The organism is Ruficoccus sp. ZRK36 (assembly GCF_019603315.1).
GTDB lineage: Bacteria > Verrucomicrobiota > Verrucomicrobiia > Opitutales > Cerasicoccaceae > Ruficoccus.
In genome coordinates, this window is sequence record NZ_CP080649.1 from 1,310,193 (window position 1) to 1,335,835 (window position 25,643).

At 60.0% G+C, this 25,643-nt stretch carries 25 protein-coding genes; 12 read left to right on the plus strand and 13 right to left on the minus strand.

Annotated features, from left to right (window positions below; genetic code table 11):
• Positions 1-37 precede the first annotated feature (37 nt).
• The 3 genes from K0V07_RS05790 to K0V07_RS05800 form a co-directional block, all read right to left on the minus strand.
• Positions 38-799, minus strand: coding sequence for an SDR family oxidoreductase (locus tag K0V07_RS05790; RefSeq protein ID WP_220623593.1), 762 nt, complete (start codon positions 797-799; stop codon positions 38-40).
• Between the two features lie 126 nt (positions 800-925).
• Positions 926-2,689 (minus strand): hypothetical protein, encoded by a 1,764-nt coding sequence (locus K0V07_RS05795; RefSeq protein ID WP_220623594.1) that lies wholly within the window; start codon positions 2,687-2,689, stop codon positions 926-928.
• A 99-nt stretch (positions 2,690-2,788) separates the two neighbouring features.
• Complete coding sequence (locus tag K0V07_RS05800; RefSeq protein ID WP_220623595.1) at positions 2,789-2,938, minus strand: hypothetical protein; 150 nt, start codon at positions 2,936-2,938, stop codon at positions 2,789-2,791.
• Positions 2,939-2,951: 13 nt separating this feature from the next.
• On the opposite strand from K0V07_RS05800, the gene K0V07_RS05805 reads away from it, so the two are divergent.
• Complete coding sequence (locus K0V07_RS05805; protein WP_220623596.1) at positions 2,952-3,596, plus strand: LysE family transporter; 645 nt, start codon at positions 2,952-2,954, stop codon at positions 3,594-3,596.
• Positions 3,597-3,714: 118 nt separating this feature from the next.
• Here the strand turns inward: K0V07_RS05805 and K0V07_RS05810 are convergent, their stop codons facing one another.
• Positions 3,715-4,956 (minus strand): LL-diaminopimelate aminotransferase, encoded by a 1,242-nt coding sequence (locus K0V07_RS05810; RefSeq protein WP_220623597.1) that lies wholly within the window; start codon positions 4,954-4,956, stop codon positions 3,715-3,717.
• 115 nt (positions 4,957-5,071) lie between these two features.
• On the opposite strand from K0V07_RS05810, the gene panC reads away from it, so the two are divergent.
• The 7 genes from panC to K0V07_RS05845 all read left to right on the plus strand — a co-directional run bounded on the left by panC (position 5,072) and on the right by K0V07_RS05845 (position 12,218).
• Positions 5,072-5,914 carry a pantoate--beta-alanine ligase gene (panC, locus tag K0V07_RS05815; protein WP_220623598.1) on the plus strand — a complete coding sequence of 281 codons (843 nt, stop codon included), beginning with the start codon at positions 5,072-5,074 and terminating at the stop codon, positions 5,912-5,914.
• A gap of 40 nt (positions 5,915-5,954) precedes the next feature.
• Positions 5,955-6,323, plus strand: coding sequence for a hypothetical protein (locus tag K0V07_RS05820; RefSeq protein ID WP_220623599.1), 369 nt, complete (start codon positions 5,955-5,957; stop codon positions 6,321-6,323).
• Between the two features lie 55 nt (positions 6,324-6,378).
• On the plus strand, positions 6,379-7,968 hold the full coding sequence (gene nadB, locus K0V07_RS05825) for an L-aspartate oxidase (RefSeq protein WP_220623600.1): 1,590 nt from the start codon (positions 6,379-6,381) through the stop codon (positions 7,966-7,968).
• A gap of 258 nt (positions 7,969-8,226) precedes the next feature.
• Positions 8,227-9,387, plus strand: a complete 1,161-nt coding sequence (locus tag K0V07_RS05830; RefSeq protein WP_220623601.1) for a mechanosensitive ion channel family protein — start codon at positions 8,227-8,229, stop codon at positions 9,385-9,387.
• 120 nt (positions 9,388-9,507) lie between these two features.
• Entirely contained in the window at positions 9,508-10,482 is a 975-nt protein-coding gene (locus K0V07_RS05835; protein ID WP_220623602.1) for a 2-dehydropantoate 2-reductase, read from the plus strand.
• Positions 10,483-10,494: 12 nt separating this feature from the next.
• Positions 10,495-11,292, plus strand: a complete 798-nt coding sequence (trpA, locus tag K0V07_RS05840; RefSeq protein ID WP_255568163.1) for a tryptophan synthase subunit alpha — start codon at positions 10,495-10,497, stop codon at positions 11,290-11,292.
• Between the two features lie 86 nt (positions 11,293-11,378).
• The gene (locus K0V07_RS05845) at positions 11,379-12,218 is read left to right on the plus strand and encodes an aminotransferase class IV (protein ID WP_220623603.1); all 840 of its coding nucleotides are present in this window, start codon (positions 11,379-11,381) and stop codon (positions 12,216-12,218) included.
• Here K0V07_RS05845 and K0V07_RS05850 read toward each other — a convergent pair whose 3' ends face one another.
• The 5 genes from K0V07_RS05850 to aat all read right to left on the minus strand — a co-directional run bounded on the left by K0V07_RS05850 (position 12,219) and on the right by aat (position 17,828).
• A complete protein-coding gene (locus K0V07_RS05850) occupies positions 12,219-12,743 on the minus strand; it encodes a hypothetical protein (RefSeq protein ID WP_220623604.1) in 525 nt (174 codons plus the stop codon).
• Positions 12,744-12,817: 74 nt separating this feature from the next.
• Complete coding sequence (locus K0V07_RS05855; protein ID WP_220623605.1) at positions 12,818-14,452, minus strand: peptidyl-prolyl cis-trans isomerase; 1,635 nt, start codon at positions 14,450-14,452, stop codon at positions 12,818-12,820.
• Between the two features lie 282 nt (positions 14,453-14,734).
• Entirely contained in the window at positions 14,735-16,258 is a 1,524-nt protein-coding gene (locus K0V07_RS05860; protein WP_220623606.1) for a YihY/virulence factor BrkB family protein, read from the minus strand.
• Positions 16,259-16,288: 30 nt separating this feature from the next.
• Complete coding sequence (locus K0V07_RS05865; protein WP_220623607.1) at positions 16,289-17,056, minus strand: DUF4339 domain-containing protein; 768 nt, start codon at positions 17,054-17,056, stop codon at positions 16,289-16,291.
• Positions 17,057-17,162: 106 nt separating this feature from the next.
• On the minus strand, positions 17,163-17,828 hold the full coding sequence (aat, locus tag K0V07_RS05870; RefSeq protein ID WP_220623608.1) for a leucyl/phenylalanyl-tRNA--protein transferase: 666 nt from the start codon (positions 17,826-17,828) through the stop codon (positions 17,163-17,165).
• A 32-nt stretch (positions 17,829-17,860) separates the two neighbouring features.
• On the opposite strand from aat, the gene K0V07_RS05875 reads away from it, so the two are divergent.
• Entirely contained in the window at positions 17,861-18,238 is a 378-nt protein-coding gene (locus K0V07_RS05875) for a tetratricopeptide repeat protein (RefSeq protein ID WP_220623609.1), read from the plus strand.
• A 74-nt stretch (positions 18,239-18,312) separates the two neighbouring features.
• Positions 18,313-19,278, plus strand: a complete 966-nt coding sequence (locus tag K0V07_RS05880) for an acetyl-CoA carboxylase carboxyltransferase subunit alpha (RefSeq protein ID WP_220623610.1) — start codon at positions 18,313-18,315, stop codon at positions 19,276-19,278.
• A 367-nt stretch (positions 19,279-19,645) separates the two neighbouring features.
• On the opposite strand, the gene K0V07_RS05885 is transcribed toward K0V07_RS05880, so the two are convergent.
• Positions 19,646-20,641, minus strand: coding sequence for an IPT/TIG domain-containing protein (locus K0V07_RS05885; protein ID WP_220623611.1), 996 nt, complete (start codon positions 20,639-20,641; stop codon positions 19,646-19,648).
• 29 nt (positions 20,642-20,670) lie between these two features.
• Between K0V07_RS05885 and hemW the strand changes: the two genes are divergently transcribed.
• Positions 20,671-21,834: a radical SAM family heme chaperone HemW gene (gene hemW, locus K0V07_RS05890; protein ID WP_255568164.1), complete on the plus strand. Its 1,164-nt coding sequence runs from the start codon at positions 20,671-20,673 to the stop codon at positions 21,832-21,834.
• Between the two features lie 220 nt (positions 21,835-22,054).
• Here the strand turns inward: hemW and K0V07_RS05895 are convergent, their stop codons facing one another.
• The 3 genes from K0V07_RS05895 to K0V07_RS05905 form a co-directional block, all read right to left on the minus strand.
• Positions 22,055-22,702 carry a response regulator transcription factor gene (locus K0V07_RS05895; RefSeq protein WP_220623612.1) on the minus strand — a complete coding sequence of 216 codons (648 nt, stop codon included), beginning with the start codon at positions 22,700-22,702 and terminating at the stop codon, positions 22,055-22,057.
• A 189-nt stretch (positions 22,703-22,891) separates the two neighbouring features.
• Entirely contained in the window at positions 22,892-23,863 is a 972-nt protein-coding gene (gene tal, locus K0V07_RS05900) for a transaldolase (RefSeq protein WP_220623613.1), read from the minus strand.
• Positions 23,864-23,924: 61 nt separating this feature from the next.
• The gene (locus K0V07_RS05905; protein WP_345778161.1) at positions 23,925-24,326 is read right to left on the minus strand and encodes a DUF423 domain-containing protein; all 402 of its coding nucleotides are present in this window, start codon (positions 24,324-24,326) and stop codon (positions 23,925-23,927) included.
• 208 nt (positions 24,327-24,534) lie between these two features.
• Here K0V07_RS05905 and K0V07_RS05910 point away from each other — a divergent pair, with 208 nt between their 5' ends.
• Positions 24,535-25,362, plus strand: coding sequence for a TorF family putative porin (locus K0V07_RS05910; RefSeq protein WP_220623615.1), 828 nt, complete (start codon positions 24,535-24,537; stop codon positions 25,360-25,362).
• Positions 25,363-25,643: the final 281 nt, after the last annotated feature.

Here is a 25,643-nt window from a genome sequence, read left to right on the forward strand (position 1 = left end):
TTGCTCAGCCCCATAAATGCCAACGAGTGCAACCCGCTTAAGGATAGTCCTGGCGGGTGGGGCGGACGGTGAGGTCGCTGATGTGGATGTGCGGGGGCAGGGCGACGACGTGCTCGATGGCGGCGGCGATATCATCCCCGACCAGCAGCGGACCAAAGTTTTTATGGAAGTGGTTGACCGTCTCGTCGTTGTATCCGGCGGCGTCCTGGAAGCCACTCACCACGATGCCCGGAGCCACCAGCGTGACGCGCACGCCCTTGCCGCAGATTTCGCGGCGCAGCCCCTCGGCCAGTGAGTGGACGGCCCACTTGGTCGAGCCATAGACGGCACTGAAGGGCGAAATCTGTTTCCCCACGACCGAGCCGATGACGACGAGGTCGGCAGCCGACTTTGGGTAATCGGTCTCCTGCTTTTTCACCATGCGCAGGGCGGCCTCCTGCATGAGCGCGAGGGCTCCGGCCACATTGAGCTTGAGGATCGTCTCGTACTTCTCGAGGTCGGCTTGCGTGACAGAGCCACCCAGGCCGGTCCCGGCGTTGGCCACGACAATATCGGCCTCAGCCCCGAACGTTTCCACGGCGGCAGTAAAGAGCGAGTCGACGACGGGCTTCTCGGCGGCGCTACCGGCGACACCCTTGAAGAGCGGGCCGAGTTCCTTTTCGAGGGCGGCGAGCTTGTCGGCGCTGCGGGCGTTACCGATGACGCCGTAGCCTTGGGAGACGAAGCGGCGAACGGTGGCTTCACCGATCCCGGAGCTGGCTCCAGTCACGATGGCGATGCGGGAAGGGGAGTCTGACATGGAAGACATGGTATCTACAGACAGGCAGGCCCGCAAGCCGTTCCGGGGTTGATTTACCGGATTGAGACAAAAAATAAACCGGCTCCTTTCGGAACCGGTTTATAGTAAAGTTACTTGTCCTGGTGCTTAGGCGTCGGCGAAAGCGATGTCGGGCTCGAATTCGACCACGAGGCGGTACTTCATGCCGGGTCGCATGATGAGCGGATGGTCGCGCACGAGGTGCTGGAGGTAGTGGATGTTGCCCCAGTAAGTGCGGTAGTCCGGATCGTCGCTGACCACTTCGGTCTCGCCCCAGACAGCCTGGAAATCGTCCTTTACCACGACCGGGCGCAGACCGCCCTCGCCGATGGTGTAGGTCAGGCCGCTGTGGTAGCGGGTGTGCGGAGCGCCGATGGCGATGACGTAGCGCATGCTGTCGAGCTGGACCTGATTCTTCACGGTGAAGATGAACTCGCTGGTCATCTTACCGCCGAGGAAGGTCCAGTTGACCTTGCACGAGCCCAGGCCATTGACGGTCTTTTCCTCCGTGGTGATCAGCTCGGGCTGGTCGTAGCGGAAGAAGAAAGAGTTACGCAGCCCCAGGCCGGTGGTGCAGTTCTTGCCGTAGAAGGCCGGGATAATCTTCTTATCTCCGAAGGTCAGCTCGGGCAGGAGCACGGGGATCTGCTTGGCGACGGGCCAGTCGATCACGCCGGGGCAGTGCGGGAAGGAGAGCGAGGAGCTCGAAATACCCGCTTCGGAACCGGCGCTGACGAGCGGGATCTGCACGTGCAGGCCGCTTTCGGGGTCGAAGTAGTTGAAGAGGCCGTTTTCCTTGCGGTGGCTCTTGTCAAAGATCATGAAGCGGCCAGAGCGCTTGGCCGGGTTGGCCTTGGCGTCCATGCTGCCGCCAATGCTCTTGGCGAGGCGGGCCCACTGGCACAGGTAGCGCGCGGCGTCAAAGTTGGCCATGCGGGTGGTGTGCGTGTCAGCGGTCGTGCGCTCTTCGTCGCGGATGACGAGGAAGCCATGCTCGTGGTCCAGATACGTCGTGAAGAAGAACTGGAACAGGCGGCGCAGGATGTCGAAATACTTGGGCTTTTCGTCACTGGAGATCCAGCCGTCGCGCATGGCCTGCAGGATCAGGCTGATGCAGTGCATCTGGCCGTAGGCACCGATGCCGCGGCCGTAGGCCCAGCCGAGGCCGTCCTGGCGGACGATGTCGGGGAGCATCTTGATGTACTTGCCGGCATGCGTGCGCAGGCTGGGCAGCTTGCGGTCGCGCAGGTGGATGTTGGCGTGCAGCTGGAGAGCCTGACGGATAAAGACAAAGCTCAGGACGCCGTAAATGTCGAAGCAGCCGCCGAAGCCGTCGGGCTTGTCGTCGCAGTAGCCTGCGCTGCTGTTTTCCTTGATGCGCTCGACGAAGCGGTCGATCAGCTTACCGGTCTCGTCCTTTTTGGAGAGGCCCATGCTGAAGCGGGTGACGGCCTTGGCGATGTTGAACGCCTGAAGGTGGTTGTCGTAGTCGGTGCGCTGGAGCAGGCGATGGTCGAGGGTCTCGCGGGTCGGCTCAAGCAGGCGCTCCCAGACGGCGTTGCGCTCCTTGGACGGACCAAAGGCGAGCAGGCCGAGGGCTGAGTAGGCCAGGCCGTTCTCGGCTTCCTCCTCAATGAAGGCCTGAGCCGTAATGGTGCGGGCTACCAGGTCGACAAGGTCATGATCCCCAAAGCGGGTCTGCTGGGTCGCACGGTGGAATTCCCCAATTGCAAGGGCAGCGTGGCCAGGCTCGTCGAAGCGGCCCATCTCACCCTCCACAGGGGTGATGGAACCATCAGCGTTAATGGCGTTTAGATTCTGACCCAGAATTGACTGGGCCATGTCGAGGCATTGGTCGGCGAAATTCTCCATCGCGTGGTCTTACTGCAGCATAGCATCCTAGGCCGAGGCGGCTTAAACAGGACGCGGAAACCCGTCTTTGTGGATTTTTGTATGGGTGCTGTCAACAGGTTATTGGCGCATCTGCAGAAAAGATGTCGTTTCTTGCGCGCGAATAGGGGTGATGTGCTCCATCCGAACCATGATTGCCGCGCAGTCGCTGGTGGGGATGCTTTCCCGCTTGCCCTGCGGGGTGCGGGCGTGGCAGAACTGCAGGACCATCCCCGTTATTTAAGTGGAGACACTGCTTTTCAAAGGCTTCGTGCTGGGTTTTATTTTTTCCGTCATCATGGTGCCGGGAGCCTTCTGGTGCGTGCAGGTGACGCGGCAGCATGGTCTCAGGTCGGGACTGGCGGTCGTCTGGGGCATTACGCTTGGGCAGGCGGTGTGGATCGCCGTGGCCATCGCGTTGATGGGGGTGCTTTCCCTGCTGCCTTTAAGGATGCAGCTGGACTGGGTTTTTCGCACGGCTGCGGCTGCGTTGATGCTCTACATGAGCCTGATGCTCCTGCGTGCCCGTAAGGCCGAGAGCCTGGCCTGCCCGAGCTTGCCGGGCGGGAGACGGCGGATCTTTCGCGGTACGCTGGCGGTTTCGCTAGGCATGCCGATGCGTTTTTTCGGCTATATGGCCTTCTGTGTGGCGGCAAACCTCGGCGTCCACCCCGGCGGAGTCACGGGGAGCGTATTTGTGGTCGTGGGGGCGATTATCGGCACGCTGCTGTGGTGGCTCTATCTGGTCGGCCTGGCGGTGCTCTTTGGCAAGCGTGTCCCTGAGCGCATCACCCTGCGCTCCCTGAACAAGCTCAGCCGCCTCGGCTCCATCGTCCTCATCCTGGTCTGCGTCCTGACCGTCCTGCCCCTGCTGGCGCGGGGTGGGTGAGCGTACGGGCTATTGAGAAGCCTTAATAACAATAAAGGGCTCATGCTGTGCATGAACCCTTTATCGAAAGTGCAGCCTGAAAGTCTGGGCCAGACGGCCCGGTCGCGGCGTGCTCCGGCTAGAAGCTGAAGTTGACGCTGCCGAGGCGTTGCTTGATCTCGCCGATGACGCGCTGCTCGTCGTCCTTGCCCTTGGACTCGAAGGTGACCGAGAAGCGGACGAAGGCTCCGGCGTCGTCCCACGGGACGGTGCTGATGAGCAGCTCCTTGATCATGAACTGCGAGAAATCCTCGGCGCTCTTGAACGCGATCTTCTTGCCGTCCTTTTCCGCGGAGGTCGGGATGGCGGTATAGAGGAAGAACGAGCCCTTGGGCTTCTTGGCGTCAAAGCCGGAGGCGCGCAGGGCGTCCACCAGCAGGTCCATGCGGCGGGAGTACTTGGCGCTGATCTCCTCGGTGATCGAGGGATTGTCCAGGCCGACGGCGGCCGCCTTCTGGATGGCGAGGAACTGGCCCGAGTCGCAGTTATCCTTCACATCGGAGAAGGCCTTGACCACGAGCGGGTTCCCGCAGACCCAGCCGATGCGCCAGCCGGTCATGTTGTAGCTCTTGGAGAGGGAGTGCAGCTCCACGGCCACGTCCTTACCGCCGGGCACCTGGAGGATGGACAGCGGCTTGCCCTCGAAAATCAGGGAGGCGTAGGCGGCGTCCTGCACGATGACGATGTTGTTCTCCTTGGCGAAGGCGATGACCTTCTCGAAGAACTCGCGCGTGGCGGAGGCGCCGGTCGGGTTGTTCGGGTAGTTGATGACCATGACCTTGGCGCAGGCCTTGACGTGCTCGGGGATGGCGTCGAGGTCGGGCAGGAAGTCATTGTCGGCGGTCAGCGGGCAGTTGTAGACATCGCCGCCGACGTACTTGGCGTGGGTGCCAAAGATCGGGTAGCCCGGCACGGTCATGATGACCATGTCGCCGGGATTGATGAAGCACAGGGGCAGGATGCGCAGGGCTGCCTTCGAGCCGATGGAGTGGATGACCTCGGTCTGCGGGTCGAGCTCGACGCCGTAGACAGCCTTCATGTAGCGGGCGACGGCGTTGCGGAAGTCCGGGCCGCCGTTATCGGCGTAGCCGCGGTTTTCGGGCTTGGCGGCTTCCTTGCACAGGGCGTCGAGCACCTGCGGGTAGGCCATCTCGTCAGGTTCGCCCACGCCCATGTCGATCAGCTCGACACCGGGGTTGGCGGCACGCGCCGCGGTCTTGGCACGCTTGATCTTTTCAAACTTGTAGATAGCGGTGGACTTGCCGTAGTCGGCCCCACCGATGCGCTCGGCGAAAAGTTGCTGGATATAGGGATCGTTCATGGTCAAGGGACCAGCAAACCAATCGCGGGCAAAAAGGAAAATGTTTTTTTCCCTTTCCTGTTTATTAAATCTGCGTGATGATGGCGTTTTGAACCTCTTGAGGTAGAGTGCCGTTATGCAGGTCATTGAATCTCCGCAGGAAATGCAATCTTGGGCCATCCGCATGCGCGGAAAGGGTAAACTCCTGGCTCTGGTGCCGACGATGGGCGCCCTCCACGAGGGGCACCTCTCACTGATCGACATCGCCCGCCAGAAGGCGGACCTGACCGTGGTCTCGATCTTCGTCAACCCGACCCAGTTCGGCCCCAATGAGGACTACGGCAAGTATCCGCGCCAGCTGGAGGCCGACATCAAGGCCTGCGAAGAGCACGGGGCGGACGTCGTATTTGCGCCGCGCGCCGAGTCGATCTACCCCTCGGACTTCTCCACCTACGTGAACGAGGAGCACGTCAGCAAGCACCTGTGCGGGCAGACCCGACCGGGGCACTTCCGCGGCGTCACCACCGTGGTGACGATTCTTTTCAACCTCTGCCGCCCGGATGTCGCCGTCTTCGGGCAAAAGGATGCCCAGCAGTGTGCCATCCTGAAAAAGATGGCCCGCGACCTGTTTATGCCGGTCGAGATCGTGGCTGCTCCCATCGTGCGCGAGGAGAGCGGGCTGGCCCGCAGCTCTCGCAACCGCTACCTGGAGCCCTCCCGCCTGGCCGAGGCTGCCAAGATCCAGCAGGCCCTGCGCACCGGTCAGCAGCTGGTCAAGGGCGGCTCCACCAGCGTGGATCGCGTGAAGGCCGAGGTCACCCACCTGCTGGCGCAGAGCCGCATGCTGCGCATCATCTACATCGAGATCGTGGACCGCGAGACGATGCACCCGGTGCGCGAAGTCGTCCCCGGCAAGTGCCTGCTCGCCGTCGCCGTCTGGCTGGAGGAAACCCGCCTCATCGACAATATCGAGCTGTGATTTTTATATGCCTAAGCGAACCTCCACCTCTAGCTGTATTATGAAATGTATAGTAAAATTAATATTAAGTTTAAGTGTTGCGTTTGTCATTCTAGGTTGCTCATCCGTTGATGATGCAGGCGCATCTTCTAATGCGAAAACAGGGTTCTATACCGGCAACTCTCACGCTAATGATTTGCTGAAAAAAGACACCTTGGCTTTGATCTCAACCTACGTTCAAGCAAATGGTTGTAATGACATCAGTCATGTAGATGTTAAATCGTTGCACTACGAGCCAATGAATGGCCAAAAAGGGCACGTCTGGGCTAAAGAAGGATGGATGATTACAGGTTGCGGCAAACCCTATCCATTCGTTGTTACTTATACTGAAGATGGAGAAGGTGGGAGCTTTATTCAAATTGCTCAATAGCACCAGCTTGTTAGCCTGTTTCTCTCTGTGTTCTCTGTGGTTATTCTTTAAATAAGTGAAAACGTACGACGTCATTGTGGTCGGCAGCGGAATTGCCGGCCTGAGTTTCGCCCTGAAGGTGGCGGCGGCGGGTAAGCGCGTCGCCATCATCACCAAAAAGAACCGCGCGGAGTCGAGTACCAACCACGCGCAGGGGGGCATTGCCAGCGTCACCTCGCAGACGGATGACTTCGAGCTGCACGTGGGGGACACCCTGACCGCCGGGGACGGCCTGTGCCGCGAGGATGTGGTGCGCGAGGTCGTCAGCGCCGGCCCGGCTCGCATCGAGGAGTTGAAGCGCATTGGCGTCGAGTTTACCAATCTGGAGGACGGGCGCATTTCCCTGCATAAGGAGGGGGGGCACTCCAAGCGCCGCATCCTGCACGTCAAGGATCTGACCGGGGCCGCCATCGAGGCCGCGCTTCTGCACGCTGTGGCTGAGCACAAAAATATCGATGTGCTGGAGCACCATTTCGCGATCGACCTGATCACCCGCGGCAAGCTTCAGATGCCGGGCCCGGACGCCGTGCTCGGGCTTTACGTGCTCAACGTCCAGACCGGCACCGTACACACCTTTAGCGCGCCGGTCGTGCTGCTGGCCACCGGCGGAGTGGGGCAGGTTTACCAATACACGACGAACCCGGACATCGCGACCGGGGACGGTATTGCCATCGCCTACCGAGCGGGTGTCGAGGTCCGCAACATGGAGTTTATCCAGTTCCACCCGACCGCGTTGTTTGCCCGTAGTAAGGACCGCTTTTTGATTTCCGAAGCCGTGCGCGGCGAAGGCGCGATCTTGCGCAACTCTGCCGGAGAGGCCTTTATGCCGCGCTACGACAAGCGCGCCGACCTGGCCCCGCGCGACATCGTGGCCCGCGCCATCGACTCCGAGATGAAACGCTCCGGGGACGAACACGTCTGGCTCGACATTACCCATCAGGACGAGGCTTCGATCCGCGACCGCTTCCCCTCCATCTACGAGGGCTGCATGAAGGTCGGGATCAACATGGCCAAGGAAATGATCCCCGTCGTCCCGGCCTGCCACTATCTGTGCGGGGGTGTGACTACCGCCCTCGACGGCACCACCGGGCTCGACGGCCTGCTGGCCTGCGGTGAGGTGGCCTGCACCGGCCTGCACGGGGCGAATCGCCTCGCCAGCAACTCCCTGCTGGAGGCCTGCGTGCTCGCGCACAACGGTGCGCAGAGCGCCTTAACGTATTTGGAGACGCACGCCCCGGAGACCTCCGAGATGCCGCACTGGCGGGACGGGGATGTGCGCGACCCGGACGAGCGCGTGGTCCTGCACCACAACTGGGACGAGCTCAAACGCACCATGTGGGACTACGTGGCCATCGTGCGCACGGACAAGCGCCTGCAGCGCGCCCGCACCCGCATCCAGAATCTCCAGCGCGAGATCACCGAGTACTATTGGAACTTTAAGGTCGAGCCCGAGCTGCTTGAGCTGCGCAACCTGATCCAGGTGGCCGAGCTGATCATCGACTGCGCCCTGCAGCGCCGCGAGAGCCGCGGCCTGCACTACACCCTCGACCACACTGGTAAAGTCGAGGTCGCCCAGGACAGCGTCATGCAGCGCTTCCGGGGGTGAGGCTCCGAAGTTAACAGAGCCGAAGAGGTTTTTCACCGCAAAGAACGCTAAGCACGCAAAGAAAGAGGGGAGGGCTGGAAGCCTGAATATCTATGAAATTCCATTTCCCCTCATCTGTGCTATCCGTGTAATCAGTGGTTAAAAATCTTCTTTCTTTGCGTCCTTAGTGCCCTTTGCGGTTACGTATCATTTTCCTGTCTTTACCCCTCTTTACGCTGAGCGGTTGCGTCGTTAGGATTTTTGTCTATGGTGGGGCGCATGGACTGGATGTACGATGAATGGCAGGGGAACCCGGTGTGGCATTATCTGCTGGCGCTGGGGATTGTAGTGGTAGCGATGCTGCTGGGGTTAATCTTACGGTCGGTTTTCCGCCGCTGGTCGGATCATCAGCATAAAAGCGGGCACGCGATTGTGGCCTCGGGTCTGAAGGCCGTGGCCGAGTCGATGATCTTCCTGTGCTTTGCGATTGCCCAGAATATCGCGCTGGACCTGGTCGTTTTCTCGCACGGGTTGGAAAAATTTCAGGAGGTCAGCAGCGACCTGATCACGCTGCTGGCTTTTGCCCGGCTGGCCTGGCAGTTGATCCGTGTGCCGGAGGCCTGGCTGGGTGTTCTGGCACGCCGCGACGGCACCTCGCTCAACTCCATGATCTCGCCCATGGTGCGCAACTGCCTGCGCACGCTGGTTATCCTGCTGACCCTCCTGCAGGGCGTGCAGATCATCAGCAATCAGGACTTTACCACCATCCTCGCCGGTCTCGGTGTGGGGGCGGCGGCGCTGGCCCTGGCTTCTCAGCAGAGCGTGTCCAACTTTTTCGGGGCCATCGTGCTGTTCGTGAATCGGCCCTTCGACATGGGCGACCGCATCGTCTACAGCGGCTCCGACGGGACCGTGGAGGAGATCGGCATCATGTGCACCAAGCAGCGCACGCTGGAGGGGCATCTCGTGACAATCCCCAACGGCAAGCTCTCCGGCGACATGATCCGCAACATCAGCAAGCGTCCGAACCTGCGCCAGATCCACAACTTTACCATCACCTACGATACGCCGCCGGCGAAGATCCGCCGTGCGGTGGAGATCGTGCAGGAGCTGCTCAAAGATCACGAGGGGATGGACGAATCGCTGCCGCCAAAGGTGTACTTCAACGCCATGAACGCGGACAGCCTGAACATTTTCTGCATCTTCTGGTACCACCCGGTGGACTGGTGGGCGTTTAACGACTTTAACCAGAAGCTGCTGCTGTCCGTATTTGAGCAGTACGGAGAAGAGGGGATCGACTTCGCCTTCCCGAGCCAGACCGTTTACCTGGCCGGGGACGAACGCCGCCCGCTCAACTTCGGCGACCTCAACGTCAAGCTCCCGCCCGAGATCCGGGAGCAGATCGAGCGCGACGAGTCGGACGCCGCCAGCCAGTCCTGACGCTGCGTGGCGCCCGCCGAATGGAATTCAGAGGGAACACGCGCCCGGGTTTGGGACTCTCAGGAAGGATACCTTTTGCATTGCCCCCGGGGTTCCGGCGGCACGAAATAGTCTTTTCCCATGTTCAAGGACAAACCCAGAGTCGCGATTGTCGGGGCGGGGGCGATCGGTGCCTATTATGGCTGCCATCTGGCCCGCGTCGGCTGCGATGTACACTTCCTGCTGCGCAGTGACTACGAGGCTGTCATGCAGCGCGGATACATTATCCGCAAGGAGCAGGAGGAGTTTACCGTGCACCCGGTCCAGGGGTACACAGACCCGCGGAAGATCGGCCCGTGCGACCTCGTTATCGTTGCCCTCAAGTCTACCGCCAACCGGCATCTGAAAAAGCTGGTGGCGCCGCTGGTGGATGAGCACACGCTGGTGCTCACCCTGCAAAACGGCATGGGTAACACCGAAAAACTGGCGGAGTTTGTGCCCGCTGTGCAGATCCTCGCCGGGCTATGCTTCGTGTGCCTGAATCGCGTGGAGCCAGGCGTGATCGAGAACTACATGGCCGGGCGGATTTTTATCGGCGAGTTTATGGGCAGCTATCGCCAGCGTACGGTTGATCTGGTGGAGCTGTTTGAGCGGGCAGGGATCGACTGCTTTTTCTCGCGCTCGCTGGATGAGTCGCTCTGGCGCAAGCTCGTCTGGAACATCCCCTTTAACGGCCTCGCTATCGCTGCCGGTGGCGTGACTACGGACGAGATCATGGCCAGCGAGCATCTGACGCTGCTTGCCCGCGAGCTGATGAAAGAGGTGCAGGCCGCCGCTCGTGCCCATGGCCACGAGATCGAAGACGCATTCCTGGACTCGCAGATAGAGGAGACCCGAAAGATGGACGCCTACAAGCCCTCCAGCATGCTCGACTTTGTCGCCGGGCGGGAAGTCGAGGTGGAGGCGATCTTTGGTGAGCCGCTGCGTCGCGGCCAGTCGAAGAATGTTGTCATGCCGCGCCTGGAGACCTTGTATTACCTGTTGAAGGGGCTGTGTCCGGAGCCGGAGAGAAACGGCTCCCGTGCCAAAAATTCCAAGCCCCGTAAAAAAGCCTGACCTTTTCCTATCATGTCTGACCGCATTGCCGCCGCCTTTGCCCGTGCCAAATCCGAGGAGCGCACGCTCTTCGTCTCCTATCTGTGCGCGGGTGACCCTGACCCGGACACCTCCTTTGAGGCCTGCCGCACGCTGATTGACAGTGGCGTCGGCCTGCTTGAGCTTGGCGTGCCTTTTTCCGATCCGCTGGCCGACGGCAAGACTAACCAGCACGCCGCCGAGCGCGCCCTGGCCGCTGGCATGACGCAGGAGAAGGTCTTTAACCTCGTGCGCCGCATCCGTGAGATCAGTGACGTGCCGGTCGTCTTTTATACGTACTACAACCTCGTCTATGCCTACGGTGAGGACAAGTACGTGCAGCTGGCGAAAGAGGCTGGCGTGGATGGCATGCTCGTGCTCGACCTGCCCCCCGAGGAGGCTGGCAGCTGGATGCAGATATGCGAGGCCGCCGAGATGAAGACCGTCTTCATCATCGCGCCGACGACCCCGCCCGCGCGCGTGGAAAAAATCGCCAACGCCGCCACCGGATTCCTTTACTATGTGTCCCAGCTAGGCGTGACCGGCGTGCGTGATAGCCTCGCCTCCGACATGGGCGAGAAGGTGCAGGAGATTCGTCGCCACACCGACTTACCGGTCGTGGTCGGCTTTGGCATCTCCAAGCCGGAGCACGTCAAGGCCGTGGGCGAAGTCGCCGACGGGGCCGTGGTCGGCAGTGCGCTCGTCAACTGTCTCGCCGCCAACGCAGACAACCCCTCCGCCGCCCTCAAGGCTCTGGGTGAGACCGCCCGCGAGCTCGTCGCGGGTTGCTAGGGTGCGTTTGTTTTTTTGAGGCTCTGCCCTCAACGCCTGCACTTGCGATGCTGCGCATCGTCTAAAGCTCTTATTTGTTTGGGACCATGACCGTCTACTACTACAAGGACCGGTTTATCGAGTCGGGGCAGCAACTGCTGCCGATAGAGGAACGCGCCTATAACTTTGGCGACGGCATCTACGAGGTCGTGCGCTTCGAGCGGGGTGTGCCGGTCGGTCTGAGCGAACACCTGGAGCGCCTCGAAACGAGCGCCGCTGCCGTTCGCCTGCGCCTGCCCTATTCGCTGGAGGAGATTCGCGCGATCGTCGCCGAGGCCGCTGGGCGGGTGAAGTCCGAGGCGGTCGATGTTTATTTTCAGATCAGCCGGGGTGAGGCCCCGCGCGTGCACGCCTTTCCTGATGCCGAGCCGGTGCTCGCGCTTTTTGCGCGTCCGGGAAAGGTCCACACCGACGAATCTCGCCGGGTCGGCGTGTCGGTCATCACTGTACCGGACGAACGCTGGGCCAACTGCTATATCAAGTCGCTCAATCTGCTCCCGAACATCCTCGCCAAGCAGGCGGCGGTCGAGGCCGGTGCCTATGAAGCGGTTTTCGTGCGCGATGGCTTTGTCACCGAGGCCTCGGCCAGTAATGTCTTCGGGCTGCACGAGGGGGTGTTTTATACGGCCCCTGCCGAGCGCGGTATTCTGAACGGCATTACGCGCCGCTTCATCATCGCCGCGATCAGGGATCTGGGCTATGCCCTGAAAGAAGAGCGGATGAGCGCCGCATTTTTTGAGCAAGAGGTGGAGGCCGCGTTCATTTCCAGCACGACCATGGATATCATGCCGCTGTGCGCGATCAATAGCCGTAAGCTCCAGCCGCTGGAGGATACTTCACTGATCTGGCCAGTGCTCGGGCGCATGCGTGAGCTCAGCCGGGGGTAGTTATTCTATGGTTCCCGCAGAGCTGTTGGCTTCTGCACTTTTAATTTTGTCCATCAGGTCAGGATACTCTTCAGCGGCTTTTAGGATCGCTTCCCGTATCGCAGGAACAGAATTGTAAGGCTCCGGAATATTGGCTGCGTAGCCGGGAGCAGAAATCCTGGCGTAGTAAGTGGCCAGAAGTTCGACACAGGATGCTCGGGCCTGCGCTGTGTCATTTTCTGCAAGTGGTTTCAGCAGTACGAGGCAAACCAACGCACCTGCAGAAGCGTCATTTTCAAACTGCTTGATAACCGCTTCGTTGAGCTGCTGAATCTTTAGTTTATGGTCAGCGATTCCCTGTGGGCTAATATCCAGCTCTAATTTTTGCGCGAGAATGCGAAATTCTTCTATGTCTTTGTCTGACCAACCGAGTATTTCTCCTATGCGCGCCTCAGTGCTTGCTGCCTGCCAACTCATCCCAGCCCGAAAACTGATCGCTGCAAAAACGATAGCCGCGATAAGGTAGGCGGTCTTTTTGAGCAGCATTATTCGAGTGAGTGTCGTTGCGTTAGGAGGCTTGAAGATTCGTTGGGGTTATTTCTTCAGGCACCGCTGCCGCCTTAGAACTCCTCGGGGGTGGCCATCTTGTCACCGACCGCGACGAGATCACGGATGATGCTCTGGGCAGTGGCGCCTGCGAAGTAGTAGCCGATGGTGTCGGTGGCTTCCTTGAGGGCGTCAGGGTCGCTGGTCACGTCCGGGGTTTCCTTCTTTTTGACGTAGATGAAAACGCTCTCGGGGCCCACGCGCAGCATGGGAGATACCTGGCCCTGATCCATGTCCATGAAGGAGTAGAAGTAGTACTGGGGCAGGTCCTTAGGCGGGGACATGAGCGTGAAGTCTTCGTAGCTCTTGACCTCGAAGCCGTTCTTGCGGGCCACGGCGGTGAAGGAGTCGCCCTTGTCCACGGTCTGCTGAAGTTCGTTGTGGATCTTCTCGCCGAACGCGGTAAAGGCTTCGCTGGTCTTGGCGGTTTTGTAGTCGGCCACGACAGATTCGCGGACGTCCTCAAGCTTGGGCATCTTGGCCGGGATCAGCTCGCCGCGGAAGACGACATAGGCACCCTCGGGGCCGGGGATGGCGTCGCTGTAGAGGCGGCGGTCATTGAGGGACGCACCGGCCTGGACGGCTTTGAGGGGGAGGGGGAAGTCCTTGGGGAGCTCCTGGCCACCAAAGGCCGGAGTGGCCTTCACGATGTAGCCGCCATTTTTAACGAAATCGAGCAGAGCCTGCTCGCCAGAGGCGATCTTCTTGGCGGTGTAGGCTTTGTAAATATCAACAGTGAGCTGGCTGGCCGCTTCGGTGGCCATATTGACGGCCTGGGGCTGGCTCCAGGCTTTAGCCACGGCGTCGCTCACATCTTCGAAGGGCTTGGCAGCTCCATCTTCGGTTTTCTCCCACTGGGAGATGTTGCGGATATAGTAGGCCTCGAGCTGCTCTTCGGTCGGTTCGGGGACCTTGGCGGCATATTCACTGGCCGGGAAGAAAACGTAGTTCAGGGTCATCTGGGCGGGGAGCTTGTAGCGCTCACCGGCCTGCTCAAAGTAGGTCTGGAGTTCGTCGTCTTTGACATCAACGACGGTCTGGAAGCCCTCGGAGGACATGACGGCGGTTTCGACGGACCAGGAGGTGCGGGCCTGAGCCTCTTGCTGCTCCGCGAGGTAGGAAAGGACATAGCCGGGGCCGGAGACGGCTTCGGCGGCGCGCTGGATGCGCCAGTCCTGAGCGATGATGTCAGCCACGACCTGCTCGCTGTAGCGGGAGGAGTTGGAGACGTTATCCAGGAAGGTGGTGTAAACGTTGTTGCTGAACTGGCCGGTCTGCGGATCGGTGAAGGCCGGGAGGCTCTGGATGTACTGGGCCACCTGTTTGTCGCCGGGGGAGGGGATCTCCAAGGTGTTGGCTACGTAGAGCATGACGGCACGCTGCTTCATGGCATCTTCGAGGTTGACGCTCTGCGGGTTGCGGCCGGATAGGATGTAGCTCATCTCGACGCCACGGGCGAGGTCCTGATTGACTTGATCGGAGGAGAGGTTGAATCCCAGGAAGTCGCGGGGGTATTCGGAGCGGTTCGGGCTGCCGATACCGGGCACGGCCCCTACCGTAAAGACGAAGGCGACAATGATAACGATGAGCAGTGCGCCAAAGAACCATTTGTGGTGGCGCTGAATGATGGTCTGAATCCAGGAGATCATGGTGGGTGCTAAAAAGTAAAGTGATCGAAACGCGCCAGCGTGGCTGGCCGCTGCCCCCGTGTCAACGGCGAAGCGCCGGATGCAACCCGCACTCCGGCTGGAGCGGCATTGAGGCCTCCGCTTAGGCGGAGTCATGGCCGGGTTGCACCCGGGGGACTGGGGCCTTGACCTGGAGCGTCGGTCTGGGCAACGGCGGTTGACGCCCATTCACGCGAACTCCGCCTGCGCAGTAAAAACTCTCGGGGTAGGCACGCAGCGCCGTAGGGGCAGAGCCCCTCAGTGCTAGCGGGTGCCACCCGCGGCGAAAAGCTCTTTGAGGCTTTTGCTGCCGGACTCGGTGGAGGAGTAGTCCAGGAGCTTTTCCTCGTAAGCATTGAGCACGGAGTCGGAGTACTTGATCAGGTCCACGCCTTCATTGTTACCGCGGGTTTCCAGCCGGTTCTTAAAGTCGCCCAGAGTGATGCGCTCCAGCGGGCGGGCTGGCTGGTAGCGGGAGGATTCTTCGCGGGAGCCGGTCTCGTTTTCAACCGGGCTGAGGTAGCCGATGTCTACCAGTTGGGTCAGACACTCGTTGAGGATGTTACCGGGCACGCGGATTTTGTCCGCCAGTTCATCGGCGCTGTAGGCTTTTTGGCACTCGTCGAAGCGACGGGAGACCAGCAGCAGTGCGACGAGCGAAAGCGTTTCCCGGGTGCGCAGGCTGACGTTTTCCCACGCGCGCTGATTGGTCAGGTTATTGACGTTCTGGATGGCAAAGGAGAGCTGTCCGCCCAGCAGCAGAATGACCCAGAACAACCATAGCCCGAACAGGAAAATCGGCAGAAAGCTCACAACCCCCAGCAGGCTGCCCTGCCGGATGACGAAGCCCACGTAGACAAAGCTCAGCCATTTGCTGGCATTGAGCAGGAGGGTGACGACCAATGCCCCGAGGAAAGCGGGCTTCCAGCGCACGTGGGTATTCGGGATAAAGCGGTTAAAGATGGCTACGAGGGCGACGACGCTGATGAAGGTCCACAGGGGCGCGAGCCACAGAAACGAGTCCTTGAAAAGGTAGCCGAGCGGGATGTGGTCGAACTGCTGGGCGATGCGCCCGTACACACCGAGGCTGACCGAGGTAAAGCCCAGGACTGTGCCGAGGCTGATTAACGTCCAGTAAAAGACGATCCGCTGGACGATGCTGCGGGCCTGCCTCACCCCCCATATCTGGTTAAAGGTTTTCTCGATCGTGGAGAGCAGTTGGACGCTGAGCCAGATCAGCACAAGCGAGCCGACCAAACCGAGTGAGCCCGAGCGCGCATTGCGCACCACGCCCTTGAGGAACTCCACCACGCGGGGGTCTACGGATACTTTTTCCGAGTCTCCGTCCTCCTGCTTGAGCGCGATTTCCTTTCCGTCGGCCTCGGGTTCATAGGCATCGAGCTCCAGACGTGCTGCCTGTTCGGCCGGGGGAGCTACGAAATAAATGAGCTTGGTCAGATTATCGACAATGACATCTTCGGCGTCGTCGCCTTTGAGGACAAAGCCCGAGACCATGATGACGATGGCCAACAGGGGGCCGATTGCGATCAGTGTATAGTAGCTGAGTGCGCCTGCCTGACTGGGGATGAGGTTCCGCAAGACACCTTCCCAGGTGATGGAGAGGACCCGCAGCACGGCAAAGCCCGAGCCACGGAGGCTCTTGTCGTCGACTTTCTCGGCCTGCCAGATCTCGTTCCCGATCAGGTGCGGGACGGAGACGATCCAGTCTTTCGCCTTAGTGAAAGCCTGGGCGAGGCGTGAGGGCTTCTGAGGCTTGTCGTTCGACATCGGCAGGGCCTTTAAGGGCGTTAGCGCGGTTTAGAAGAAATTCATGATGGCCAGGGCGCCAAAGCTGGCGATCCCCAACGCTGCGAAGGCGACCATCGCGTACAGGTTCAGAGTGGCGGTACACACGTAGATCGAAAAAGATCCCAGCGCGACGGCGAGGCTCTGGGGAAGCTCGCCCCAAGACCAGAAAATATAGGTGAAAAATCCAAGCCCCAGCATGGCACGCACGCGCAGGAGCGGGAACACATCCGTGGCCGACAGGATGCAGCAGATGAAGAAAAATACATCCACCAGCCCTAGGATGAGCATCGGATACTCAAGCAGCAGGGCCCAGTCGCGTTCGCTGTATATGAGCTGGACCGTATCCCAGTACGGATAAATGTCGGTAAAAACACAGAGTAACATCATCACGGCCAGAGCGGGCAGTGAGAGCGAGGCGGCTATGTTCATGCGCTTTTGCCGGGCTCGGAGATAGCGTGTCTCCTTGGAGGTACCCTCGGCGGCGGCGAGCATATCATCGACGGTGACGGGGGGCGGCTCCTTGGCCGCAGAGGCAGGAGGGGGAGCGGACTGCGATGAGGTGTCGGTCCTGCGCAGTTGGATACGCTTTGCCTCCTTGTTCAGGATGGGGTGGAAGGCTTCGTTCTCGGACAGGGGGAACCAGTCGTCTTGCCCCTCGTCGTAGTAGAGGGTTTGCGGGCTGGCGCGCCCGGCCTCAATCAGGTCTCCGAGACGCTCGAGGGTAAAGGGCCCCCGGGCTTCTTCAGAATCAACTTCCCTGATGTAATATTCCGCCATGCAGAGTTAGTGTTAAACCACGCATCTTATTGCTGGGCAAGATCAAAGCCATGCGGGGACTCCCTATGCGCCCTCCGGGTTTTTCCTGAGATAGGGCGGTGTCGGGCTACCATTTGCCCATCCTTGTCGGGGCAGAGACGGCGTTGCCCAGTGTCCGCAGAAATAGCTCCCGGGGCCAGCAGGTCGCCCCAAAGCTGGCCAGGTAGCGCGTGGGCTGCTGGCAGTCGATGAGTTGAAACTCCCACTGCCGTAAACGCTCGACCAGCCCGACAAAGGCGACCTTGGAGGCATTGGGGACGCGGTGAAACATGCTCTCCCCAAAGAACGCGGCCCCGAGGCTGACTCCGTAGAGGCCGCCAGCCAGCTTCCCCTCGTGCCAGCACTCTACGCTGTGAGCGTAGCCGGCCGCATGCAGCTCATGGTAGGCTTTGATCATCTCGTCCACGATCCAGGTCCCGTCCTGACCGGGGCGGTTGGCATGAGCACAGCCGCGGATGACTTGCCCGAAGGCCTGGTCGAATGTGACCTCCCAGCAGTCTTTCTTCAGTTCCTTCTTCAGGGAGTGGGAGACCTTCAGCTCACGTGGCAGCAGCACAAAGCGCGGGTCAGGGCTCCACCACAGAATCGGCTCACCGGCATTGTACCACGGGAAAATGCCCCGGCTGTAGGCTTCGATGAGGCGCAGCACGGAGAGGTCCCCCCCGACGGCCAGGGGCGCGTCGGCGGGGGCATGTCGAGGATCGGGAAAAGCGTTTGTAAAACGCGGCTGCATGCGTCAATATACACTATTTCCAAGTTAAAGGTATGCCGCAACAACAGAACGAACCCTCCCGTGACCCGATCTCTCTCGTCGAAGAAGCCACCTTTGATTTTACACTGGGAGACAATGACGAAGCCCTGCGCAAGCTGCGCCGGGCTGTCGATGAAGCACCCGAATGCTTCGAGGCCTGGCACGCACTGACAGAGGTCCACGCCTCGCTGGAAGACTACGATCAGGCACTGGAGGCAGCCACTCGCGCCTTCGAGCTCAAGCCCGAGGACATCCACATCAACACCAGCCTCTCCCGCATCTGGATGCACAAGGGGGATAAAAAAATGGCCGAGCATTTCGCCGCCAAAGCCCGCACCCTGGGCTGGAAGGACGAGCTGAACTCGGACGGCGAAGACCCCGGATTGGCTTGATTTTTGTGTTTTAAAAACGCCCATTTCCTTTTCAGAATCATCCTTAAGCGTAAAGAAGCGCTCCTTTCTGCCTTATGAGTAAAGCCACTTTCACCCTGGACTTTGAAAAACCGATCCAGCTCCTCCGCGATCAGCTGGAGGAACTGCGTAAAAGCTCGACGGAGAGCCAGATGGACGTCTCGGCAGAGATCCGCGCCATTGAGGATAAAATCACCGAGACCAAGAAGCGCATCCATGCAGAGCTGACGCCCTGGCAGAAGGTCCAGCTCGCCCGCCATCCGCAGCGGCCCTACTCGCTGGACTACATCGGCCTGCTGTTTGAGGACTTTCAGGAGCTGCATGGGGACCGGCAGTTCCGCGACGACCGCGCGATCGTAGGTGGCACCGCCACCTTTGAGGGGCGCCCGGTAATGGTCATCGGCCAGCAAAAGGGCCGCACGACCAAGGAGAATCTCGCCCGTAACTTTGGCTGCCCGAATCCCGAAGGCTACCGCAAGGCCCTCCGCCTGATGAAGATGGCCGAAAAGTTTGGCATGCCCGTGTTCTGCCTGATCGACACCCCCGGAGCCTATCCGGGTGTCGGCGCTGAGGAGCGGCATGTGGCCGAAGCTATCGCCGTAAACATCCGCGAAATGAGCAACCTGCGGGTGCCGATCATCGCCACCGTTATCGGTGAGGGTGGCTCTGGCGGCGCGCTCGGTATCGCTGTGGCGGACCGCGTACTTATCCTCCAGAACGCCTACTACTCTGTTATTTCGCCCGAAGGCTGTGCGGCTATCCTCTGGAAGGACCGCTCCCACTCGGCCCGTGCGGCCGAAGCACTCAAGATCACGGCGGATAAGCTCCTGGAGCTCGGCATCGTGGACGAGATCGTCGAAGAACCGCTCGGCGGTGCTCATACGGATCCGGCATCTGCCGGCGAGAGCCTGCGTGCTGTGTTGGCCCGCCAGCTTGAGGAGGTCAGCGGTCTGTCGATGGACAAGATGCTCGACGGCCGCTACGGCAAGTTCCGCAAGATGGGCGTCTTCCAGGAAGCCTAAAGCCAGACTCCACCAGGACAAAGTCCTGGACCTGTGATGCTTACGCATCACTGATGCCTCCGCCAACGCGGAGGCATGGCCGGGTTACACCCGGTGGTACTCCTTCTGAAGGAGCATGGGCAACGGTAGTTGATGCCGATGCACACGAACTCCTCTTACCCAGCTGATGGCGCACGGGGCAGCGAACGCAGTGAGCGATGGGGCGGAGCCCCATGATTGTCCAGTGCGGTCACGCACGGGCGGAGTCCCATGAGTGTCGAGCGCGGTCACGCACCTCCCCAAATGCCAGCAGGTGTAACCTGTGGGGTAGGCACGCAGTGCCGTAGGGGCGAAGCCCCTCAATCGGATCAAACGTCGAGCGTTTGTGTTATTCGATCTCGATGACTTCCTGCTGCTCGTCAACAATGACGGGGCCATCGGCACCGGCAGGCTCGATGATGTCCACCGAGGTGCTTTCGATCACTGCGCCGAGCACGTTGACCGGGATCTTTGCCTCGGAGAAGCCAGGAGCGGAAATGTAGAGCATACCGGAGCCGGGCATACCGCCCTCGATCGGGATGCTGACGGTCTTGGCCCCGGCGGGGATTGCGACCTCAGGCATGATCACGCTCTCGGGCACATCGGTGGTGACTTCGATCGGCAGGCCACCCTGCGGGGCAGCGAAGCCGATACCGACGACGATGACGGCCTTCTGGCCGGTGGAGAGGGAGAGATTGTTGCGGCTGACAGTCAGCAGGGCCGGGTCGACCTGGAAGTTACCGACCGGCATCAGGCCGGTGCCACTGGCGAGCTCGACGCGGTAGGAGTCACCGGCGGGCAGCGGCGGAACGATAAAGCTCAGGGCGGTGGGGGAGTAGTAGGTCGTGTCTGCTTCGAAGCCGCCGATCACGATTTTGTCGAACTTGCTGAAGCCGCGGCCAACGACCGGGATGCTGGAGCCGACCGGACCACGGTAGGCCTCAAGCGTGATGACGTAGCGATTGGTCAGGGCGAGGGTGTAGACCTTGCCGCTTTGGACCTGCTTGTCCTTGATGTCGCCCTTGAAGTCCGTCTGGTAGTCCAGGATAAAATAGTAGCGGGCCGCATTGCGGTTCTCCGGCATGGGGTAGTTGTACTTGTAAATACCCTGGCCAACCTCGCTGCCGGTCATGGGACGGGCTTCGCCGTCGATGACCACGTAGGGCTTGAAGCTCTTTTTGATCAGCGAGTTGTCCATGTTTTCGACGGACATGCTAATCTCGTAAATACCCGACGGGTTTTGCGGGACCGGATTGCTGGTCAGGTTCGTGATGGTCGGGCCACACCCGACGAGGAACGCCGCAAGTGAGAGCAGCGGGAGGAAAAGAAACTTTGCCTTGCTCATGGAGAAGCGCTTAGCCAATAGAGCTTTTTGTGAGCCTGCAAGCAAAACCCTCGGGTCCTTTAACGCCCCTCGGCCTCTACGTCCACGTGCCTTTTTGCGCGCGGGCCTGTGATTTTTGTGCCTTTTATCAAGAGGCGCCTCGGCGTGGAGATATCGACCGCTACCTCGAAGGCGTGGCCAGTGAAGCCGCTGCCATGCTAACCGGACGCCCGGTCGAAACGATTTTCTGGGGCGGAGGTACGCCCGGCCTTCTCCCGGCGGAGGATCTGCGGCGGCTGGGGGAGACGCTGCTCAAGCAACTGCCGGGGCCGCCCAGGGAGTGGTCGGTTGAGATGGCCCCCTCCGCCGTCAAGCCCGACAAGGCCGCAGCCCTGCGCGAGATCGGTGTCAACCGCATCTCCATGGGCGTGCAGAGTTTTGACGACGCCCTGCTGGACAAGCTCGGACGCCAACACCGCGCTAACCAGATATACCGGGCCTGGGAAACGCTGCGCGAGGCGGGCTTTGACAATATCAACCTCGACCTGATGTTTGCGCTGCCGGGCCAGAGCCGCGAGCAGTGGCTGGCGGACCTGAACGAGGCGATCCGGCTCGCCCCAGAGCACATCTCGACCTATTGCCTGACCTTTGAGGAGGACACCGCACTGTGGGTCAAGCTCTCCGAGGGCAAACTCCGGCGCGATGTGCCTCAAGAGGCCGAGCTTTACCAGCTTAGCTGGGAAACACTGGAGGCCGCCGGCTACGCCCAGTACGAGGTGTCGAACTTCGCCCGCCCCGGCCACGCCTGTATCCATAATTTAAATACGTGGAAAATGACCGAGTGGGTCGGCCTGGGCCCGTCTGCAGCCTCGCAGCTCGGCGGGCGACGCTTCGCGAATGTCGCCAACCTCGACCAGTGGCTGGCCGGCATCGAAAAGGGCCTCCCTGCGCGTGTAGATGAGGTAGACTTAACGCCCTCCATTCTGGCTACCGATACGCTGATCTTTGGGCTGCGCATGAACGCCGGGGTAGACCTCGCCAAGCTCGAAGCCGACTGGCCGGATATTGACCTGTCAGCCGTTCGCCCCTGGGCACAGACGCTCGTGGCCGAGGGGCTAGCTCTGCTGGAAGGGAACTCTCTCCGCCTCACCCCCGAGGGCCGCCTGCTGGCTGACCGTGTCGGCGCGGATGCCCTGGAGTTGCTGGAGGAGTAAGAAGGACGCTGGGGGCTTCACGCCCCCAGACCCCGCGGCAGGCAAAGCCTGCACTTTCGGTTCAGTGCCCGAGCTTCGCTCAAGCACTGAACCGCTATTGAAGTCTCTCCTGACGCGACCCGCCCAAAGGGCTGCATGTGCCTTCAGTAAACGCCAACGTAATGCGCGGCATCGAAAGTGCAGGATACATGCTGGTCCAGTGGGACCAGCTGAGCCCTGACTACTCAAAGGTGGTGCTGCTGATGAGGCCGTTTTCGATGGCGTAGCGGGTGAGGCCGACAGCGTCGTGGATGTCGAGCTTGCGCATGATGTTGTTGCGGTGGGTCTCGGCAGTCTTGACGCTGATGTGCAGCTTGTCGGCGATCTCCTTGTTGGAGTTGCTCTCGGCGATCAGCTGCAGGATCTCCTTTTCGCGGCCGCTGAGCCCTGCCATGGAGTCGGCCTGGTCAGGGTTGAGCATGATGTGCTTGAGCATGCTGGAGACATTCGGGCTGTAGAAGGTCTGGCCGTTGGCGACCATATCGATGGCTTTTTCCAGCACTTCGAGCCCCTCTGACTTCTGCACGAGCCCATCGGCACCGGCCTCGATCATTTCTTTAACGATGCGGCGGTTGGGGAACGCTGAAAAGCCCAGTACGAGGATGTCCGGGTTGTCGCGCTTGAGGCGGCGCAGGATCTCGACGCCGTTGAGGCCGGGCAGGAAAACGTCGAGAATCACCAGCTCGGGTTGCAGGCGTTCATACGCCTTCCAGCCCTCCTGCCCGTCACCACAGGCTTCTGTGAGCTCAAGGGCGGGGTAATCTTGGAGGAGGCGGCAGATGAACTCTCGGAGGACGACCTGATCCTCGATGACCAAAACTTTCTTCATAGCTACAGGAGAATAGGGGGCAAGAGACCCGATTTTGAGCTTATGATGATCTGCTCAATTGTAAACTGCGAATTCATGATTTGTTCAGGGGTGGCTCTTGCGCTTGGCAGCACTCAAGGGCTTTGGCGCAAAAAAGCCCGCAGCTTTTAGGGCTGCGGGCTAGTGTAAAAAAGCGCTGTTTGCCTGAGCTTACAGGCTCTTGGCGATAATGGCTTCGAGCTTGTTGATGTCGGCGGCGAAGAGGCGGATGCCGTCGGCCAGCTTTTCGGTGGCCATGGCGTCTTCGTTCAGCATCCAGCGGAAGGTCTTCTCGTCCATGTCGATCTTTTCGACGTCGGCCTTGGCGGAGGCCTCGGGGCTGAGCTTGCGCTCGACCGGTGCGTCAGACTCGGAGAGGTCCTTCAGGAGATTCGGGCTGATGGTGAGCAGGTCGCAGCCGGCCAGCTCGGTGATTTCGTCCGTATTGCGGAAGCTGGCACCCATGACTTCGGTCTTGTAGCCGAACTTCTTGTAGTAGGTGTAAATGGCCTGGACGGACTTCACGCCGGGATCGTTCTCGCCGGTGTAGGTTTCGCCGGTTTTGGCCTTGTACCAGTCCATGATGCGGCCGACAAAGGGCGAGATGAGCTGGGCCTTTGCCTCGGCGCAGGCGATGGCCTGAGCCATGGAGAAGAGCAGGGTCATGTTACAGTGGATGCCGTCGGCCTTCACGATTTCGGCGGCCTTGATGCCCTCCCAGGTCGAGGCGATCTTGATCAGGATACGGTCACGGGAGATACCCTTGCCTTCGTAGAGCTTGATGATTTCGCGGGCCTTGGCGACGGTGGCGTCGGTATCAAAGGACAGACGGGCATCAACCTCGGTGGAGACGCGGCCGGGGACGATCTGCAGAATCTCGCAGCCAAAGAGCACCAGCAGGTGGTCAACGATCGTCTTTACCTCGGCGTCGCCGCTGAGGCCGAGCTCTTTAACCTCGGCGATAGCCTTTTTCAGCAGCGGTGCGTATTCGTCCATCTGGACGGCCTTGAAAATCAGGGACGGGTTGGTCGTGGCGTCCTGCGGCTTGTAAGCCTTCATGGAGGAAAAGTCGCCGGTATCGGCTACGACCTTCGTGAATTGCTTTAGCTGCTCGAGTTGGCTGGTAGCAGTCTTGGATTCCATAGATTAGGGTGTTGGTGATTAATTTGAGAGGTTGGTAAAGGCGTTGATGCTTTCTCAGTTACTATTTCGTGTTTGCCGGTTTTTTCAAATCTATAAACGCGGAAGCTCCCAAGGCGATCCAGCCCCCCAGCAGGCAAAGCCCGCCCAGAGGAGTGACCGGGCCCAGCCATTTCCAGCCCACCGTGGTGAGCAGGTAAAGGGAGCCGCTGAAAAGCAGCACGCCCGTGACCCACAGCCGGGCCGTCCAGCGGGCGGCTCCGCAGCACGAGCGCCCGGCGCGCAGCCAGCTGGCCAGCGCTAACAAGGAGACCGCGTGGACGAGCTGATATTTGACGGCAGTGTGCCAGTTGGCGGTCATCCCGCGCTCAGCGAGGAGGTCCTTGAGAGCATGGGCTCCAAAGGCTCCCAGGGCGACACCGGTAAAGCCTAAAAAGGCAGCCCAGAATAGCATTTTTAACAGCATTTTTTCATGCCGAGAGGGAGATGTGACTTCTGTAGGGGATTGCATGGCTTGTTAAGTCGTTTTTAGTAAGGTGTTTGTGGCTGATTATGGGGTGCTTTTCAGACTGATTTAAATGTAAAAAAACTGCTTGATTATTTGAACGAAATTTAGCGAGAATGGCCCCTGAGCTAATTTACTGCTCAAAAATAACCTAAACAAACTCAATACAATGAAGAAACTGATTGCAACTCTGGCGATCGTTGGGGCGATGGGTACGTCCGGTCTGTTTGCGCAGACGGGTGATTCCATCGAAGACCTTTCGATCACGAGCTCCTTCGCATATGAATCCCAGTACGTCTTCCGTGGCGTGAAGCTGGAATATGATTCCTTCCAGCCGAGCCTCGAATTCGGCTTCCCGGTTGTTGGCGGCGATCTGTACGCCGGTATCTGGACCAACCTCCCGATCACCAACAAGGGCCCGATGGGTAACGACAACGAAATCGACATCTATGCCGGTTACGCTTACCCGATCACCGACATGGTCACCCTCGACGCTGGTTTCATCTACTACTGGTACGCAAACGCTCCGGCCAACAACTCGACTGCTATGTCCTACGTTGAGCCCTACGTTGGTGCTTCGTTTGACGTTCTGCTCAGCCCGGCGATCTATGTGTACTACTCGATCGACCAGCTGTCCAAGAATGCTAACGGCCAGATGGACTCCGGTATCCTGACCATCGAAGCTTCGATCGGTTACAGCTTCGACCTGAGCGAGTACGTCTCCGTTGAAGGTTTCTCCTTCGACGTTGGTGCTTACCTCGGTATGGGCATCCCGAATGACAGCTCCGCCACGAATGGTACCTCCAGCTTCCTCTATGCTGGTGTGACCGGCGACCTCGTTTACGCCTTCAGCGAAAACGTCAGCGCCTCCATTGGTGTCCGCTACTCCAACTACTCGCAGTCCGGTACCGCCTACACTGGCACCACCGGTTATGCTCCGACCATTGGCAACCAGAACAACATCTGGATGGGTGCCTCCGTCGGCTTCGCTTACTAAGCGTAGTTTGAGCTCATAAAGCTTTCGAGCCCGCGGCTAGCGCCGCGGGCTTTTTTGTGCCTGGAGATCGAGATGGGGGAGTGGTTGCTTTGTCCTTATATCGGTATCTTCTATATAGAAGGGCGCGCGAGGTTATACCGCTGGAGGTTTGATCCCCGCTTTCGCTCGGTATTTGTTGGGATAGGTGCGCTTCGGGGCTTGCCATCGGTGGGCGAAGTGTTCTTGATGGGCCGCTTTCAGGATTCGCTCCTTCCCGAGTGAGTCTGCGCACCGGCCGACGG

What these genes read in the sequence shown, in the direction of transcription:
- K0V07_RS05790 (WP_220623593.1), bottom strand. Translation starts at nt 799, where the DNA reads ATGTCAGACTCCCCTTCCCGCATCGCCATCGTGACTGGAGCCAGCTCC.
- K0V07_RS05795 (WP_220623594.1), bottom strand. Translation starts at nt 2,689, where the DNA reads ATGGAGAATTTCGCCGACCAATGCCTCGACATGGCCCAGTCAATTCTG.
- K0V07_RS05800 (WP_220623595.1), bottom strand. Translation starts at nt 2,938, where the DNA reads ATGGTCCTGCAGTTCTGCCACGCCCGCACCCCGCAGGGCAAGCGGGAA.
- K0V07_RS05810 (WP_220623597.1), bottom strand. Translation starts at nt 4,956, where the DNA reads ATGAACGATCCCTATATCCAGCAACTTTTCGCCGAGCGCATCGGTGGG.
- panC (WP_220623598.1), top strand. Translation starts at nt 5,072, where the DNA reads ATGCAGGTCATTGAATCTCCGCAGGAAATGCAATCTTGGGCCATCCGC.
- K0V07_RS05820 (WP_220623599.1), top strand. Translation starts at nt 5,955, where the DNA reads ATGAAATGTATAGTAAAATTAATATTAAGTTTAAGTGTTGCGTTTGTC.
- K0V07_RS05830 (WP_220623601.1), top strand. Translation starts at nt 8,227, where the DNA reads ATGGACTGGATGTACGATGAATGGCAGGGGAACCCGGTGTGGCATTAT.
- K0V07_RS05835 (WP_220623602.1), top strand. Translation starts at nt 9,508, where the DNA reads ATGTTCAAGGACAAACCCAGAGTCGCGATTGTCGGGGCGGGGGCGATC.
- trpA (WP_255568163.1), top strand. Translation starts at nt 10,495, where the DNA reads ATGTCTGACCGCATTGCCGCCGCCTTTGCCCGTGCCAAATCCGAGGAG.
- K0V07_RS05845 (WP_220623603.1), top strand. Translation starts at nt 11,379, where the DNA reads ATGACCGTCTACTACTACAAGGACCGGTTTATCGAGTCGGGGCAGCAA.
- K0V07_RS05850 (WP_220623604.1), bottom strand. Translation starts at nt 12,743, where the DNA reads ATGCTGCTCAAAAAGACCGCCTACCTTATCGCGGCTATCGTTTTTGCA.
- K0V07_RS05855 (WP_220623605.1), bottom strand. Translation starts at nt 14,452, where the DNA reads ATGATCTCCTGGATTCAGACCATCATTCAGCGCCACCACAAATGGTTC.
- K0V07_RS05860 (WP_220623606.1), bottom strand. Translation starts at nt 16,258, where the DNA reads ATGTCGAACGACAAGCCTCAGAAGCCCTCACGCCTCGCCCAGGCTTTC.
- K0V07_RS05865 (WP_220623607.1), bottom strand. Translation starts at nt 17,056, where the DNA reads ATGGCGGAATATTACATCAGGGAAGTTGATTCTGAAGAAGCCCGGGGG.
- aat (WP_220623608.1), bottom strand. Translation starts at nt 17,828, where the DNA reads ATGCAGCCGCGTTTTACAAACGCTTTTCCCGATCCTCGACATGCCCCC.
- K0V07_RS05875 (WP_220623609.1), top strand. Translation starts at nt 17,861, where the DNA reads ATGCCGCAACAACAGAACGAACCCTCCCGTGACCCGATCTCTCTCGTC.
- K0V07_RS05880 (WP_220623610.1), top strand. Translation starts at nt 18,313, where the DNA reads ATGAGTAAAGCCACTTTCACCCTGGACTTTGAAAAACCGATCCAGCTC.
- K0V07_RS05885 (WP_220623611.1), bottom strand. Translation starts at nt 20,641, where the DNA reads ATGAGCAAGGCAAAGTTTCTTTTCCTCCCGCTGCTCTCACTTGCGGCG.
- K0V07_RS05895 (WP_220623612.1), bottom strand. Translation starts at nt 22,702, where the DNA reads ATGAAGAAAGTTTTGGTCATCGAGGATCAGGTCGTCCTCCGAGAGTTC.
- tal (WP_220623613.1), bottom strand. Translation starts at nt 23,863, where the DNA reads ATGGAATCCAAGACTGCTACCAGCCAACTCGAGCAGCTAAAGCAATTC.
- K0V07_RS05905 (WP_345778161.1), bottom strand. Translation starts at nt 24,326, where the DNA reads ATGCTGTTAAAAATGCTATTCTGGGCTGCCTTTTTAGGCTTTACCGGT.
- K0V07_RS05910 (WP_220623615.1), top strand. Translation starts at nt 24,535, where the DNA reads ATGAAGAAACTGATTGCAACTCTGGCGATCGTTGGGGCGATGGGTACG.